A 13,849-nucleotide genomic window follows, 5' to 3' on the forward strand; every position below is an offset into this window, starting at 1 on the left:
CTGCGCGGGCCGGTGGGGGATCCCGCGTCGAGGGCCGAAGGTAGGAACGGCGGCGCCCCGGCGGTCGTGATCACCGTCTCAACCTGAGACGAGACGGCGTCGCGACGGCGTCGCCGATGTGACACGGTCGTGAGCAGCAGGTACGAGGAGGTACGCGCGATGGGGCAGTCACTGGCTCCGGCCCGGATCTCGGCGTCCTGGGCGCGCAGCGAGACCTACGGCGCCCCCACCGAGGCCGTCGACCCGGCGTTCACCGGCGCCGTCGACGACGGCTCGTTGTTCGCCCGGTGCGGCGGCGAGGTGCTCGCCGGGCTGCACGAGGGCCTGCCGGGCGAGCCGATCTCACTGATGCTGACCGACGCCGACGGCATCGTCGTCTCCCGGCTCTGCGACGAGCGCGCCCTGCTCGACGCGCTGGACCGCACCTACCTCGCACCCGGGTTCGCCTTCGGCGAGCGGGAGGCGGGGACCACCGGGCTCGGCCTGGCCCTGGCCGACCGGGTCCCGTCGCTGGTCCGCGGCGACGAGCACTACTGCACCGGGTTGTGGGGCTACACCTGTGCGGCGGCCCCCGTGCTCGACCCCGTCGACGGGTCGCTGCTCGGCAGCATCAACCTCACCACCTGGTCGCAGCGCTCCGACGGTCTGCTGCTCGCGCTGGCGCGTACCGCCGCCGGGCAGACCTCGGCGCTGATGCTCGCGCACGCACGCGGCGCGAGTCCTCGGCGCGCGCCGCGTGGCGAGGTCTTCCGGGTCGCCCCGCAGCCCGTCGGCGGGACCGCGGCGCTCGGCCCGGCCTGGGCCGCCGCGCTCGACGAGGTCCGCGACGCGCTGCGCGACGGCGCCCGGGTCGGGGTGGTCGGCGAGCCCGGCGCCGGCAAGTCCGCGCTGCTCGCCGCGGCCCTGCGCGCCGTCCGCCCGCGGCACCGGGTGCTGCACGCCCGCCCGCCGGCCGCCGAGGACGCGGTGTCCTGGCTGTCGCTGTGGTCCCCGGAGCTGGGCAAGGACGACACCGCGGTCATCGCGGGACGGGTGCACGAGCTGCCCGCGCCCGTCGCGACCCGGCTGGCGGCGCTGGTCCGGTCGCTGCCGCGGGCGTCGCTGAGCGTCACCGCGGGCGGTGTCGACGGGATACCGGACGCGCTGTCACGGCTGCTCGACGTCGTCGTCGAGGTGCCGGCGCTGCGCCACCGTCCCGAGGACGTGCCGGTGCTCGCCGCGCACTTCGCCCGCGACGGCGTCACCTTCACCGACGCCGCCGCCCGCGCGCTGCGCACCTACTCCTGGCCGGGCAACGTCGAGCAGCTGCGCCGCACCGTGCGCGACGCCGCCGCCCGCAGCAGCCTCGTCGACGTGCGGCACCTGCCCCCGGAGCTGCTCGCCACCCGATCCGGATCGCTGACCCGGATCGAGTCGCTGGAGCGCGACGAGCTGGTCCGCTGCCTCACCGAGCACGGCATGAGCGTCACCCGGGCCGCGGAGACGCTCGGCATCAGCCGCGCGACGGCGTACCGGCGGGTGCAGCGCTACGGGATCACCACCCCGCGCTGAGCGGCTGCGGCATCATCGGTGCCGTGCCGCAGACGGTCCTGGTCGCCGACGACGACCGCGCGGTCCGGGAGTCCCCGGCCCGATGAACGGATGCCCACCCGCCGTCCGTCCCGACCTGCACCACCTGGACGGGGGACGCGCTCACCGGACCGGTACTACCGGTGGTCGTGCTCACGGCCGTGGCGGGTCCTCCGGGCCTGCCGATCCCGGTCGACGGTGGGACGATCGATGTGCCGGGCAACGACGCCCCGGGAGACCCGGCAGCCGGCCCGGCCACGGGACTCGACACCGCCACCGGACGACGCCGTCACGCCCGGTGACGAGGACCCCGCGTCGTGCGACAACGACGGGCCGCCCGCCGCCTCGTGCGGCACACAGGGCACCATTCGGTGTAGGACCTGATGGGAGGCGATCGTGTTCGGACTCGCGGACACCGTGGCCGCACTGCTGGCCGCGATCCCTGCTGCGCCCGTCCGGTCGCTCCTCGTGATCGGGGTCGGGGCGTTCCTCGAGGGTCCGATCGTCACCGTCGCCGCCGCCGCGCTCGCCGGGGCCGGGCAGCTCCCCTGGTGGGGGGTGTGGCTGGCCGCGCTGGTCGCCGACGTCGTCGGGGACACCGCGCTCTACGCGCTGGGCCGCAACGGCGACCGGCCGGCCGTCGCCCGCGTGCTGAACCGGCTGGGCCTGACCGAGGAGCGCCGCGAGGTGCTGACCCGCGAGGTCCACACGCACCTGCCGCGGATCGTCATCGGCGCCAAGCTCGTCGACATCGGCGCGATCCCGGCCTACCTGGCCGCCGGGCTGTCCAAGGTCGGCTACCGCCGCTTCCTGGCCTGGATCATCCCGACCAGCGCGGTGCGCGCCGCGGTGCTCGTCGGGATCGGCTACGCGGCCGGGGACCGGCTCGCCACCGACCTGGAGTCGCGGCCCTGGCTGCTCGTCGTCGGCGGGATCGCCGTCGGGCTGACCCTGGTCCTCGGGCGGACCGCGATCGTGCGAACGACCGGCTCGCGACGTCGCGCCGACGCCCGGTCCTGACCGCGTCGATCCCCTCGCGCCGGACGTCCCCGACGTCCCGGGGCACCTCCGGCGTGTCGCACCCGCCGGGGCACCCGCGGCGAGCACCGTCCGGCCCGGGCGGCCGGGCCACGGGAGAGGACCACGCGGTGAGCACGTCGACCTGGGCCGAGGCGATCGCCGCGGGCGCGTGACGTGGTGACGGTCCGCGCGGCCCGGATCGCCGCGCCCGGCCCGGGCATCAGCCGGTCCGGGTCCTCGATGACGGCCGGGCTGCTCGAGGGCCTCCCGCACGACGCCGACCGGGAGCCCCGCTTCGCCGACTACCTGGACCTGTCGTTCACCAACGCCACCGCGTTCAGCCCCACCGACGTGATGCCGCTGAGCCGGTGGGCGACGATGCTGATGCTCGTCCAGGCGCTGGTGTCGCTGGTGACGATCGCGCTCGTCGTCTCCCGGGCCGTGAACGTGCTGGGCGGCTGAGTCCCGGGCGGGGCTCAGCCACCCAGGAGGGACCGCAGCACCCCCGGTGCGTCCGACGGGCCGGCGACCGGCGCCCACCGCGCGTTGCTGCGCGCGGCCAGCTCGGCCGCCTGCTCGTGGTCGGACTCCGGGGCCAGGATCAGCAGCTCCGGGACCTGCCGCGCCGCCGGGACCGGGTCGTGGTCGTCGGTGGCCCGGCAGTCCGAGAGCAGCACGACGATCCGCCGCTCCGCGCGCGTCCGTTCCAGCTGCGCGGTGGCCGCCCGCAACGCACCGGACAGCGCGGTCACCCCGTGCCCGCGCAGGCCCAGCACCCGGTCGACGACCGCCGACGGCGGACGGGTGGACCCGATGTCGCGCAGGACCCGGGTCTCGGCGGCGAACGACAGCACCGCGTGGTCACCGGGTGCCCGGAACGCGCAGGCCGCGGCGGTCAGCGCCGCCGCGGCGAGCCGGTCCCCGCCCATCGACCCGGACGCGTCCACCACCAGGCACAACGCGAGCGCGGGCCGCGCCCAGGTGCGCGCGGTCAGCTCGTCGAGCCCGACCGGGCGCCGCGCCGCGCGGGCCTCGGCGACCGCGCCCAGCGAGGCGTCCAGGTCCAGGTCGCCGCCGCGGTCGGCCGGGACCGCACGCAGCCTGCCGATCCCGCGCCGGGTGACCCGGCCGGACCGGCCGATCTCCAGCACGACCCGGCCGGCGAGCCTGCGGGCCGCCGCCCGCAGCTTCTCGTCGGTGGCCTTGCCCATGTCGACGAGCAGCGTCAGCGTCTCGTCGGGACGCTCGGCGAGCGCGGCGTCGAACGCGTCGGGGTCGAGCACCCCGACCTCGGGCGAGATCTCGGTGAACCCGGGGTGGCCCGCCAGGGAGCTGCGGGCCACCGTGCGGTCCTCCGGGCGCGCACGCGGCCGGGACGGACGGGTGGAGCCGTCCGCGGGCCGGGGACCGCCCGCCGGTGGCGGGCTCAGGCTCCCCCCGACGCATCACCGCCGTCCGGGGCCCCGTCGGCGTCGTCGGCGGGTTCCTGGCCGAACTCGGCCGTGTACAGCTCGCGGACGATGTCCTCGGCGCTGCGGGAGCCGGACTCGGCGAGCCGGATGCGGCCGGACAGCGCGACCAGCGCCGCGTCCAGCCCGGCCCGCCAGTCGGTGGTCTCCCGGCCGCGCCGGGCCGCCAGCGCCGCGGTGATGCGGACGATGTCGATCGCGCCGCGGACCGAGGAGCCGACGTGCACGTCCGGGTGCTCGCGGGTGCGGCGGACGAGGGAGACGACCTTGGCGCGCCACTGCTCGTCGACCTCGGGGCCGCGCAGCGCGACGACCGCGGTCTCGTCCCCGGCGGTCTGGTAGCCCATCGCGATCCGGCAGACCCGGTCGTAGACGGCGGAGGAGATCCGGGCGGTGCCGACGGCGTCGAACGGGTTCATCGCGGCGACCAGCCGGAATCCCCCGTGCGCGGTGATCCGGCCCAGCCGGGGCACGTGCAGCTCGCCCTCGCTCATCACGGTGATGAGGACGTTGAGGGTCTCCTCCGGGATCCGGTTGATCTCCTCGACGTAGAGCAGGGCACCGGAGCGCAGCGCCTCGGCCAGCGGACCGTCGACGAAGGTCTCGGGGTTGTAGCCGCGCTCCAGCACCTGGGCCGGGTCGAAGTGCCCGACCAGCCGGGCCGGGGTGAGCTCGGCGTTGCCCTCGACGAACACGAACGGGAGCTCGGCCTCCTCGGCCACCGACCGCAGCAGCGTCGTCTTCCCGGTGCCCGGCGGGCCCTCCAGGACGACGTGGGCGCCGGCCTCCAGCGCCGCGACGAGGAGCTCGACCTCCCGGCCGCGGCCGACGACGGGGGTCCCCGCGGGACCGGCCGCAGCCGGTCCCGCGGGGTTCGTGACAGACCCCATCAGTGCTCGTGGACGAGGACGCCGCGGACGTTCTTGCCCGCGAGCAGGTCGTCGTAGCCCTCGTTGACCTGCTCGAGGGTGTAGGTCCGCGTGATGATCTCGTCGAGCTTCAGGTCCCCGCTCTGGTAGAGGCCGAGGATCTTGGGGATGTCGACGGTCGGGTTGCAGTCGCCGAACACCGAGCCCTTCACCGTCTTCTTGAACAGCGTCAGGATCGAGCCCGGCAGCGTGACGTTGGTCGTCGAGAGCTTGTTCAGGCCGGTCAGCACGACGGTGCCGCCCTTGCCGGTGTTCTCGAACGCGCCGGTGACGATCTCCTCGGTCACGATGCCCGCGGTGACGATCGTCTTGTCCGCGCCGTTGCCGTTGGTCATGGCGCGGGCCAGGTCACCGGCCTCTGCGGCGGTGGCGACGGCGTGCGTGGCGCCGAGCTCCATCGCCTTCTCGCGCTTGTTGGCCAGCGGGTCGACGGCGATGAGGTTCTTCGCGCCGGCGTAGCGGGCGCCCTGGACGGCGTTGATGCCGATGCCGCCGACGCCGGCGACGATCACCGTGTCGCCCGGCTCGACCTTCGCCGCGTTGACCGCGGAGCCCCACCCGGTGGGCACGCCGCAGCCGACGAGCACGGCCTTGTCCAGCGGGAGGTCGTCGTCGACCTTGACCACCGAGTTCTGGTGGATCGTGGAGTACTGGGAGAACGTGCCCAGCATGCACATCGCGCCGTACTGGCCCTTCGGCCCGGTGAAGGGGAAGCGCTCGCCCGGCAGGTAGCCCTCGAGGATGGTCGCGCCCATGTCGCAGATGGCCTGCTGCCCGGTCGCGCACCAGCGGCAGACCCCGCAGTTGGGGATGAACGAGCAGACGACGTGGTCGCCCGGCTTCACCCGGGTGACGCCCGGGCCGACGTCCTCGATGATCCCGGCGCCCTCGTGCCCGAGGACCATCGGCAGGCGTGCCTCGAGGTCGCCGTGCGCGATGTGGACGTCGGAGTGGCACAGCCCGGCGTGGGTGTAGCGGATGAGGACCTCACCCTGCTGCGGCCCGTCGAGCTCGAGCTCCTCGATCTCGATCGGCTTGCCGGCCTCGTAGACGACTGCTGCCTTGGTCTTCACGGGCACGCTCCTCTGCGCTGGTGACGTCGGTGTCGCCCCGGATCCTGTCCCACCCCCGGGGGTGTGGCGTGTTCCACATGTGGACACGTGCGCACTGCCTCATACCGGGCGGGCTACGTCTCCGCCACGTCGAGCGCGCGCATCCGGCGGTACAGGGTGGTGCGGCTGATCCCGAGCGCCCGCGCGGCCTCGCGCTTGTTGCCGCCCGCGACCGTCAGGGCGTGCTGGATCGCGACCCGTTCGGCGCGCTCCCGGCCGCCGAGCCGGGTGATCCGCGGGCCGGGCCGCAGGTGCTCCGGCAGGTCCTCGACGTCGATCCGGCGGGTCCCGGACAGGTGCGCCAGTTCGGTCACGACCCGGGTCAGCTCGGTGAGGTTGCCCGGCCAGGCGTACGCGGACAGCGCCGCGACCGCGGACCGGGTCAGGATCAGCTCCCGGCCCGGCCGGACCCGTGCGGCGATGTCGGCGACCAGCCCGGGCAGCTCGTCGCGGCGTTCGCGCAGCGGCGCGAGCTCGACGCGGCTCGCGCACCGGGCGACCAGCCGCGCCGCCGGGACGGACAGCTCCCCGACCGGGCCGCAGGTGAGTACGAGACGGGTCGGGCCGGCGTCGAGCAGCGGGCGGAGCACGGTGCAGAGCTCCTCGGGCAGGACGTCCACGTCGTCGACGACGACCGCGGGCACCCCCTCCCCGACCAGCGCGGACAGCCGGGCCGCCCAGTCCCGGGACGGTCCGGTGAGGGCGTCGGTGGCCGCCAGCACGACCGGGTCGGCGGTACCGAGCAGCCGGGCCGCCTCGGTGCTGCGCCCGGTCCCGGGCTCACCCGCGACCAGCACCGAGCGCCCGGTGGGAACCGGCCGCGCGGTGCGGCGGACCGGCTCGCGCGGCGCCGCACGGACCGGGACGAGGTGGAACAGCACCCCGTCCGCCGTGTCCGCGACGGTCTCGGCCCGCACCCGGATCCCGGCGCCGTCGGGCGCCTCCAGCACCCGGGTCAGCGGGCCGTTCTCGACGACCTCGGTCCGTAGCGTCGCGAGCAGGTCCATCCCGCCCTCGCCCAGCACGGTGACGGCGCCGCGGTTGGTCAGCACCACGTCCGAACCGAGGACCACGATCGGCGACGAGCGCCGCCGGGTGGCCTCCTGGAAGGCGAGGAACAGCCTGCGGTCGCCGTCGCGGGCGGTCTCGACGATCCGCTCCTCGATGTCCCGGGCGGCACGCGACAGCAGCGGCGCGAACAGCGGGTGGGCGCGCCCGCCGGCGACCGTGATGTCGAGGACGCCCTCGGTACGGCCGCGCAGCGGGTGCCGGATCGGGTGGCCGAAGCAGCTGAAGCCCTTGAGCCCGGCCAGGAAGTGCTCCTCGCCGTGGACGGCGATGCCGCGGCCGGTCTCGGCGGCCGTGCCGATCCCGTTGGTCCCCAGCACCTGCTCGTCGGCGGCCGCCCCGACCACCAGGCCGATGTCGTCGAAGGCCGAGTCGAGGGTGCGGTCGTCGCACCAGATGTCGAGGATCCGGCAGTCCCGGTCGGCCAGCTGCACCGAGAACGGCTCACCGGCGAGCTCGGCCGCCAGCGCCTGCAGCACCGGCTCCGCGGCGACCGCGAGCCGGCCGACCCGGTCGACCTCCGCGATCTCCGGCCGGTCGACGCGGTCGGGGTCGATGCCCGCCAGCCGCGCACGCCGCCAGGACGAGGCGATGTGCTCGCGCACGCCCCCCGGGGCGGATCGGCCGACGGCTCCGTCGAAACCCATGGCGCACACCTTCCGTGATCGTGGTGACGGAGGCGACACTACCCGCGCCCGGCCGGGTCCCCGGTCGTGCGCGGGCGGGCGGGGTGCAGGATCGTCCGACATGGACCGACGCGTACACGCGTTCACCGACGACGCCCTGGGCGACGACGACGCCGTCGCCCTCGCCGAGCGGCTGCGCCGCCGTGAGGTCGCGCCCGCCGAGCTGCGCGCCGCCGTCGCCGCGCGCGCCGCCCGGGTCGAGCCGCACCTGCACGGCCTCGCCCTGGACCGCACCGCCGACCCCGTCACCGGGGACACCGGCGGCCCGCTGGCCGGGGTGCCGACGCTGGTCAAGGACAACGTCGAGGTGCGGGGCTGGCCCGCGGGCCACGGCACCCGGGCGTTCGTCCCCGCCCCGTCGCGCGAGCACGCCGAGGTGACCCGGCAGCTGCTCGCGGCCGGGCTGGACCTGGTGGGCACGACCCGGATGCCGGAGTACGGGCTGAACGCCTCCACCGAGTTCGCCGACGCCGAGCCGACCCGCAACCCGTGGGACCCGCGCTTCTCGGCCGGCGCGTCGTCGGGCGGGGCGGCCGCGCTCGTGGCCGCCGGCGTGGTGCCGCTGGCCCACGCCAACGACGGCGGCGGCTCGATCCGCATCCCGGCCGCGGCCTGCGGGCTGGTCGGGCTCAAGCCGTCGCGCGGGCGGCTCGCGCCGAACGCGACCGGCGCCCGGATGCCGATCGACCTCGTCGCCGACGGCGTGGTGTCCCGATCGGTCCGCGACACCGCGGTGTTCCTCGGCGCCGCCGACCGCGGGCGCCGCAACCCGGCGCTGCCACCGCTGGGCCTGGTCGAGGGCCCCGCCCGGCGACGCCTGCGGGTCGGGCTGCTGCTGGAGTCCCCCACCGGCGCCGCCGTCGACGCCGACACCCGCGAGACCGTCACCGCCGTCGCGGAGCTGCTCGCCAAGCAGGGCCACGAGGTGTCCGAAGCCGTCACCGGGGTGGGGACCCGGTTCGTCGACGACTTCCTCGACTACTGGGGGCTGCTCGCGTTCTCCGTGGTCACCGGCGGCCGGCTGCTGCACGGGCGCACCTTCGACCCGCACCGTCTCGACGGCCTGACCCACGGCCTGGCCGACCACTACCGTCGCGCGTTGGCCCGCACCCCGGTGTTCCTGCACCGCCTGCGCCGGGTCGCGGCCACCCACGCCGAGCTGTTCACCCGGCACGACGTGCTGCTCTCCCCGGTGCTCGCGCACACCCCGCCGGAGGTCGGGTGGCTCGCGCCGACGGTGCCGATGGAGCAGCTCACCGCCCGGCTGCTCGACTACGTGGCGTTCACCCCGCTGGCCAACGTCGCCGGGGCGCCCGCCGTCGCGCTGCCCGCCGGGGCGACGGCCGGCGGGCTGCCGGTGGGGGTGCACCTGGAGGGCACGGTCGGCGACGAACGGACGCTGCTGGAGCTGGCGTACGCCATCGAGGCCGACCGCCCCTGGCGTCGGATCCGGGACTGACCCGGCCCGGACACGCACCGGTCAGACGTTGCCGCGGCGCTCCTGCTCCCGCTCGATCGCCTCGAACAGCGCCTTGAAGTTGCCCTTGCCGAAGCCGAGCGAGCCGTGCCGCTCGATGAATTCGAAGAACACCGTGGGCCGGTCCCCGACCGGCTTGGTGAAGATCTGCAGCAGGTAGCCGTCCTCGTCGCGGTCGACGAGGATCCCGCGGGACGCCAGCTCGGCGATCGGCACCCGCACCGACCCGATCCGGGCCCGCAGCTCCGGGTCGGAGTAGTAGGCGTCCGGGGTGTCGAGGAACTCCACGCCGCGCGAACGCAGCACGTCGACGGTGGTGAGGATGTCGTTCGTCGCCAGCGCGAGGTGCTGGGCGCCGGGGCCGCGGTGGAAGTCCAGGTACTCGTCGATCTGGGACTTCCGACGGCCGGGGCTGGGCTCGTTGAGCGGGAACTTCACCCGGTGGTTGCCCGACGCGACGACCTTGCTCATCAGCGCCGAGTAGTCGGTGGCGATGTCGTCGCCGATGAACTCGGCCATGTTCGTGAAGCCCATGATCCGGTGGTAGAAGTCCACCCAGGAGTCCATGCGCCCGTACTCGACGTTCCCGACGACGTGGTCGAGCGCCTGGAACAGCCGGCGCGGCGCGCCCGCGGGCCGGTCCACCGAGGAGCTGCGGGCGACGTGGCCGGGCAGGTACGGGCCGGTGTAGCGGGACCGGTCGACCAGGGTGTGCCGGGTGTCGCCGTAGGTGGCGATCGCGGCGGAGCGCACGGTGCCGTGCTCGTCGGTCGTGTCGTGCGGCTCGACCAGCACGGTGGCCCCCTGGGCGCGGGCGTGGGCGATGCAGCGGTCGACGTCGGGGACCTCGAGGGCGATGTCGACGATGCCGTCGCCGTGCCGGCGGTGGTGGTCGGCGACCGGGCTGTCCGGGTCGACGGCGCCACGCAGCTCGAACCGGACCGCGCCCGAGCGCAGCACGTAGGAGTGGTGGTCGCGGTTGCCGGTCTCCGGCCCGGAGTACGCGACGAGCTCCATGCCGTAGACGACCTGGTAGAGCTGCGCGGCCTGGGTGGCGTTGCCGACCGCCCACACCACGGCGTCCCAGCCGGTGACCGGGAACGGGTCGGCGGAGTCGTCGTGGGAGACGAGGCCGACCAGGCGTCGCAGGGCGGCGGCGTCGAGGTCGGCGAGCTTCTCGGAGTCGGTGAGGATGTCCATCAGTGCTCTCCCGTCAGTGTGCGGGCGGCCAGGTCCTGCGCCGCGGTGACCGTGGTGGTGCCGTGCGTGCGGGCGTCGGCGAAGACGCCGATCAGGGTGTCGCCGATCGCGCGGGTCCGGTCGGCGACGGCGTCGGCGCTCCAGCCGAGGACCCCGCGGCCGACCAGGTGGATGGCGCCGCCGGCGTTGGCGACGAAGTCCGGGGCGTGGACGATGCCACGCCGGCGCAGGACCTCGGCCGCGTACGGGTCGGCGAGCAGGTTGTTCGCCGCGCCCGCGACGACCGCGGTGGGGAGGGTCTCGGCGACCTCGGCGGTGATCAGACCGCCGGTGGCGCACGGGACCAGCACGTCGCACTCGCGGGTGGTCACCGCGCCGGTGTCGACCACCTCGGCGCCCAGCTCGTCGGCGACCGCGGCGCAGCGGGCCGGGTCGACGTCGGTGACGATCAGCTTGGCCCCGGCGTCGGCGGCGAGCCGGGCGACGTCGGCGCCGACCGCGCCGAGCCCCTGGACCAGCACCCGCAGCCCGTCGACGCCGTCGAACCCGGCCTCCGCGACTCCCGCGCGGATCGCGGCGAACACCCCGAGGGCGGTCATCGGGCCGGACGAGCCGGGCCCGCCCGCCGCGACCGAGCGGCCGAACACGTGCGGGGTCAGGCCGGCGAGCACGTCCATGTCGGCCGAGCAGGTCCCGACGTCCGGGCCGGTGGTGTAGTTCCCGCCGAGCAGCTCCAGGTTGGCCGCGTGGACCTCGAGGATGCGGCGCCAGGTCGCCTCGCCGAGCTCGGCGCGCGGCGCCAGGAGCGCGATCACCGACTTGCCGCCGCCCATCGGCAGGCCCGCGACGGCCATCTTCAGCGTCATCGCCCCGGCGAGGCGGCAGGCGTCGGCGACGGCGTCGCCGGGCGAGGGGTAGACCATCGCGCGGGTCCCGCCCGACGCCGGGCCGAGACGGGTCGAGTGCACCCCGATCACGAACCACGCGCCCGTCCCCCGGTCGTACCGGACCGAGGTCAGTTCGCCGTCCCACTCGGGCAGAGCCATCCCGCGCCTCCATCGCCTCGCTGGTGTGCAGCGAGGACACCGTCGCTCCCGCTATCTGCGCAACCGGCCCATCACGAGCTGCGCACCGGCGGCAGGTCGCCCGGCCGTGGTGCCGGTCCACCTGGACGGATCGTCCAGGAGATCGGCGTCACTCCCGGGGCCCGTCGCCGGCGTCCGTAACCTGGACCGGTGACGACCAGCGACGCCACGACGCCCGTCGACCTGCGCGGCAGGCCCCGACCGCCGGTCCACCCGCGGACCGCGCCGTCGGACCCGGCCGGGCTGGACCCCGGGCGCGCCGCGCTGCACGCCCGCATCGCGACCGGCCCGCGCGGAGCGCAGGCCCGGGTCCCGCTGGTCGACGACGCCGGCCGCCTGCTCGGCCCGTTCGCGACGATGCTGTTCTCCCCGCGCATCGGCGACGCCGTGCAGCAGGTCGGCGCGGCCCTGCGCACCGACGACGACCTCCCGCCCCGGCTGCGTGAGCTCGCCGTTCTCGCCGTCGCCGTGCACCACGGGTCGGCCTTCGAGTGGTCCGCGCACGAGGGCCTCGCCCGCGACACCGGGCTGTCCGGGGCGCAGCTGCAGGCCCTGCTCGACGGCGGCGTCCCCGACGGCCTCGACGAGGCCGAGCGGGTCGCGCTGACCACCGTGCGGGCCCTGCTCACCCGGCACGACCTGGGGGACGGCGCCTACGCCACCGCGCTGCGGGCGCTGGGCCGGGACACCCTCGCGGCGCTGGTGTGGCTGACCGGGTACTACTCGATGCTGGCCACGGCACTCGCCGTGTTCCGGCCGGAGTGAGGCCGGGTAACCCGCGTGGAGAGGGGAGGGACGCGATGAGCACCGCACCGAGCACCGCACCGGACGGGGTGCGCGTGGCCGCGGCCATGCACACCTTCCCCAAGACCTGTGGACCGGCGACGACCGTCGCGCAGGCGTGGGCGGCGTTCGAGCGACCCAAGGTGCACTCGCTGCTGGTCCTCGACGCGGGACGGCTGCTCGCGGTGGTCGACCGGGCCGACCTGACCGGGGCCGGACCGGACGAGCCCGCCGCGCCCCTCGGGACGCTCGGCGGGCGGGTGGCCCACGCCGGCGACGACCTGGCGTCGACCTGGGCGGCGATGGCCGACGCCGGGCGGCGGCGGGTCGCCGTCGTCGACGACGCCGGCCGGCTGCTCGGGCTGCTCTGCCTCAAGCGGCACGGTCGCGGGTTCTGCTCCGACGCGGGCATCCAGGCCCGGATCGACGAGCGCGCGGCGGCCCCGGACGGGCCGTGAGGCGGCCCACCGCGGGGAACACCGGCGCCGGGCCGGACGCTGGACGGGGTGACCACCTCCGACGCCGCCGTCGCCACCCGCAGTCGAGAGGACCCTCCCGGTGACCCACACCGACGACACCGTGCTCCTGAACGGGGGCGTCGCCATGCCCCGTCTCGGGTTCGGTGTGTCCGAGTCCCGCGACGCCCACGCCGCCGTCGCCGAGGCGCTCGCGCAGGGCTACCGCAGCATCGACACCGCCGCCGTCTACGAGAACGAGACCGGCGTCGGCGCCGCGCTGGCCGGTTCCGGCCTGCCCCGCTCCGAGCTGTTCGTGACCACCAAGGTCTGGAACGTCGACGGCGACCGCCCCGACGCGCTGGGCGCGGCACGGCGCAGCCTGGACCGGCTGGGGCTCGACCACGTCGACCTGCTGCTCGTGCACTGGCCCAACGACGACCTCGGGCACTGCCTGTCGACCTGGGAGGCGATGGAGCAGCTGCTGGCCGAGGGCCGCACCCGCGCGGTCGGGGTGTCGAACTTCCGACCGTCGCACCTGCGCAGGCTCCGCTCGCTCGGCGGTCGGCTCCCGGCGCTCAACCAGGTCGAGCTGCACCCGCACCACCAGCAGCCGGAGCAGCGCGCGGTGCACGCCGCGCTGGGCATCGTCACCGGCGCCTGGAGCCCGCTGGGCCGCGGCGCGGTCCTCGGCGAGCCGGTCCTGGCCCGGATCGCCGACCGGCACGGCGTCACCCCCGCCCAGGTGGTCCTGCGCTGGCACCTGCAGCAGGGCACCGTCGCCGTCCCGAAGTCCGACGACGCGGGGCGCATCGCCGCCAACCGCGATCTCGCCGGGTTCACCCTCGACGGGGCCGACCTCGCCGCCGTCGCCGCGCTGCACCGGACCGACGGACGGGGCCGGATCGGCCCGGTGCCCGGCCGGGTGGACCGCATCGCGTCCTGAGTGACGTGTGTCACGTCCGCGTGAGGACGGCGGGGCGCGCATCCTCCAAC

At 75.6% G+C, this 13,849-nt stretch carries 13 protein-coding genes; 7 read left to right on the forward strand and 6 right to left on the reverse strand.

Going from position 1 to position 13,849, the window contains the following annotated elements; all coding sequences use genetic code 11:
* Window positions 1–129 precede the first annotated feature (129 nt).
* The 3 genes from MTO91_RS24800 to MTO91_RS24810 all read left to right on the forward strand — a co-directional run bounded on the left by MTO91_RS24800 (window position 130) and on the right by MTO91_RS24810 (window position 3,051).
* Window positions 130–1,551, forward strand: a complete 1,422-nt coding sequence (locus MTO91_RS24800) for an AAA-type ATPase lid domain-containing protein (protein ID WP_476652961.1) — start codon at window positions 130–132, stop codon at window positions 1,549–1,551.
* Window positions 1,552–1,965: 414 nt separating this feature from the next.
* Window positions 1,966–2,589, forward strand: a complete 624-nt coding sequence (locus MTO91_RS24805; protein WP_476652963.1) for a DedA family protein — start codon at window positions 1,966–1,968, stop codon at window positions 2,587–2,589.
* A gap of 177 nt (window positions 2,590–2,766) precedes the next feature.
* Window positions 2,767–3,051, forward strand: a complete 285-nt coding sequence (locus tag MTO91_RS24810; RefSeq protein WP_476652965.1) for a hypothetical protein — start codon at window positions 2,767–2,769, stop codon at window positions 3,049–3,051.
* A 14-nt stretch (window positions 3,052–3,065) separates the two neighbouring features.
* Here MTO91_RS24810 and MTO91_RS24815 read toward each other — a convergent pair whose 3' ends face one another.
* The 4 genes from MTO91_RS24815 to MTO91_RS24830 form a co-directional block, all read right to left on the reverse strand.
* Window positions 3,066–3,932, reverse strand: a complete 867-nt coding sequence (locus MTO91_RS24815; protein WP_251787395.1) for a vWA domain-containing protein — start codon at window positions 3,930–3,932, stop codon at window positions 3,066–3,068.
* Between the two features lie 83 nt (window positions 3,933–4,015).
* On the reverse strand, window positions 4,016–4,948 hold the full coding sequence (locus tag MTO91_RS24820) for an AAA family ATPase (protein ID WP_476652967.1): 933 nt from the start codon (window positions 4,946–4,948) through the stop codon (window positions 4,016–4,018).
* Complete coding sequence (locus tag MTO91_RS24825) at window positions 4,948–6,060, reverse strand: NDMA-dependent alcohol dehydrogenase (protein WP_346105774.1); 1,113 nt, start codon at window positions 6,058–6,060, stop codon at window positions 4,948–4,950. The genes MTO91_RS24820 and MTO91_RS24825 overlap by 1 nt, the downstream gene beginning before the upstream one ends.
* 113 nt (window positions 6,061–6,173) lie before the next feature.
* Window positions 6,174–7,814 (reverse strand): sigma-54-dependent Fis family transcriptional regulator, encoded by a 1,641-nt coding sequence (locus MTO91_RS24830; protein ID WP_346105776.1) that lies wholly within the window; start codon window positions 7,812–7,814, stop codon window positions 6,174–6,176.
* A 100-nt stretch (window positions 7,815–7,914) separates the two neighbouring features.
* On the opposite strand from MTO91_RS24830, the gene MTO91_RS24835 reads away from it, so the two are divergent.
* Window positions 7,915–9,312 (forward strand): amidase, encoded by a 1,398-nt coding sequence (locus MTO91_RS24835; RefSeq protein ID WP_346105778.1) that lies wholly within the window; start codon window positions 7,915–7,917, stop codon window positions 9,310–9,312.
* Between the two features lie 21 nt (window positions 9,313–9,333).
* On the opposite strand, the gene hppD is transcribed toward MTO91_RS24835, so the two are convergent.
* On the reverse strand, window positions 9,334–10,530 hold the full coding sequence (gene hppD / locus MTO91_RS24840; protein ID WP_476652970.1) for a 4-hydroxyphenylpyruvate dioxygenase: 1,197 nt from the start codon (window positions 10,528–10,530) through the stop codon (window positions 9,334–9,336).
* Window positions 10,530–11,576 (reverse strand): Glu/Leu/Phe/Val dehydrogenase family protein, encoded by a 1,047-nt coding sequence (locus MTO91_RS24845; RefSeq protein WP_476652971.1) that lies wholly within the window; start codon window positions 11,574–11,576, stop codon window positions 10,530–10,532. The genes hppD and MTO91_RS24845 overlap by 1 nt, the downstream gene beginning before the upstream one ends.
* 189 nt (window positions 11,577–11,765) lie before the next feature.
* Here MTO91_RS24845 and MTO91_RS24850 point away from each other — a divergent pair, with 189 nt between their 5' ends.
* The 3 genes from MTO91_RS24850 to MTO91_RS24860 all read left to right on the forward strand — a co-directional run bounded on the left by MTO91_RS24850 (window position 11,766) and on the right by MTO91_RS24860 (window position 13,799).
* Window positions 11,766–12,380, forward strand: coding sequence for a carboxymuconolactone decarboxylase family protein (locus MTO91_RS24850; protein WP_476652972.1), 615 nt, complete (start codon window positions 11,766–11,768; stop codon window positions 12,378–12,380).
* Between the two features lie 35 nt (window positions 12,381–12,415).
* Window positions 12,416–12,856 (forward strand): CBS domain-containing protein, encoded by a 441-nt coding sequence (locus tag MTO91_RS24855; protein WP_073576711.1) that lies wholly within the window; start codon window positions 12,416–12,418, stop codon window positions 12,854–12,856.
* 100 nt (window positions 12,857–12,956) lie between these two features.
* Window positions 12,957–13,799, forward strand: a complete 843-nt coding sequence (locus tag MTO91_RS24860) for an aldo/keto reductase (protein WP_405421364.1) — start codon at window positions 12,957–12,959, stop codon at window positions 13,797–13,799.
* The last annotated feature ends 50 nt before the right edge of the window (window positions 13,800–13,849 follow it).

It is taken from the genome of Pseudonocardia sp. 2-7 (assembly GCF_056341085.1).

Excerpts from the sequence above, each read along its gene's own strand:
- MTO91_RS24820 (WP_476652967.1), bottom strand. The coding sequence starts at position 4,948 with ATGGGGTCTGTCACGAACCCCGCGGGACCGGCTGCGGCCGGTCCCGCG.
- MTO91_RS24830 (WP_346105776.1), bottom strand. The coding sequence starts at position 7,814 with ATGGGTTTCGACGGAGCCGTCGGCCGATCCGCCCCGGGGGGCGTGCGC.
- MTO91_RS24835 (WP_346105778.1), top strand. The coding sequence starts at position 7,915 with ATGGACCGACGCGTACACGCGTTCACCGACGACGCCCTGGGCGACGAC.
- hppD (WP_476652970.1), bottom strand. The coding sequence starts at position 10,530 with ATGGACATCCTCACCGACTCCGAGAAGCTCGCCGACCTCGACGCCGCC.
- MTO91_RS24845 (WP_476652971.1), bottom strand. The coding sequence starts at position 11,576 with ATGGCTCTGCCCGAGTGGGACGGCGAACTGACCTCGGTCCGGTACGAC.
- MTO91_RS24855 (WP_073576711.1), top strand. The coding sequence starts at position 12,416 with ATGAGCACCGCACCGAGCACCGCACCGGACGGGGTGCGCGTGGCCGCG.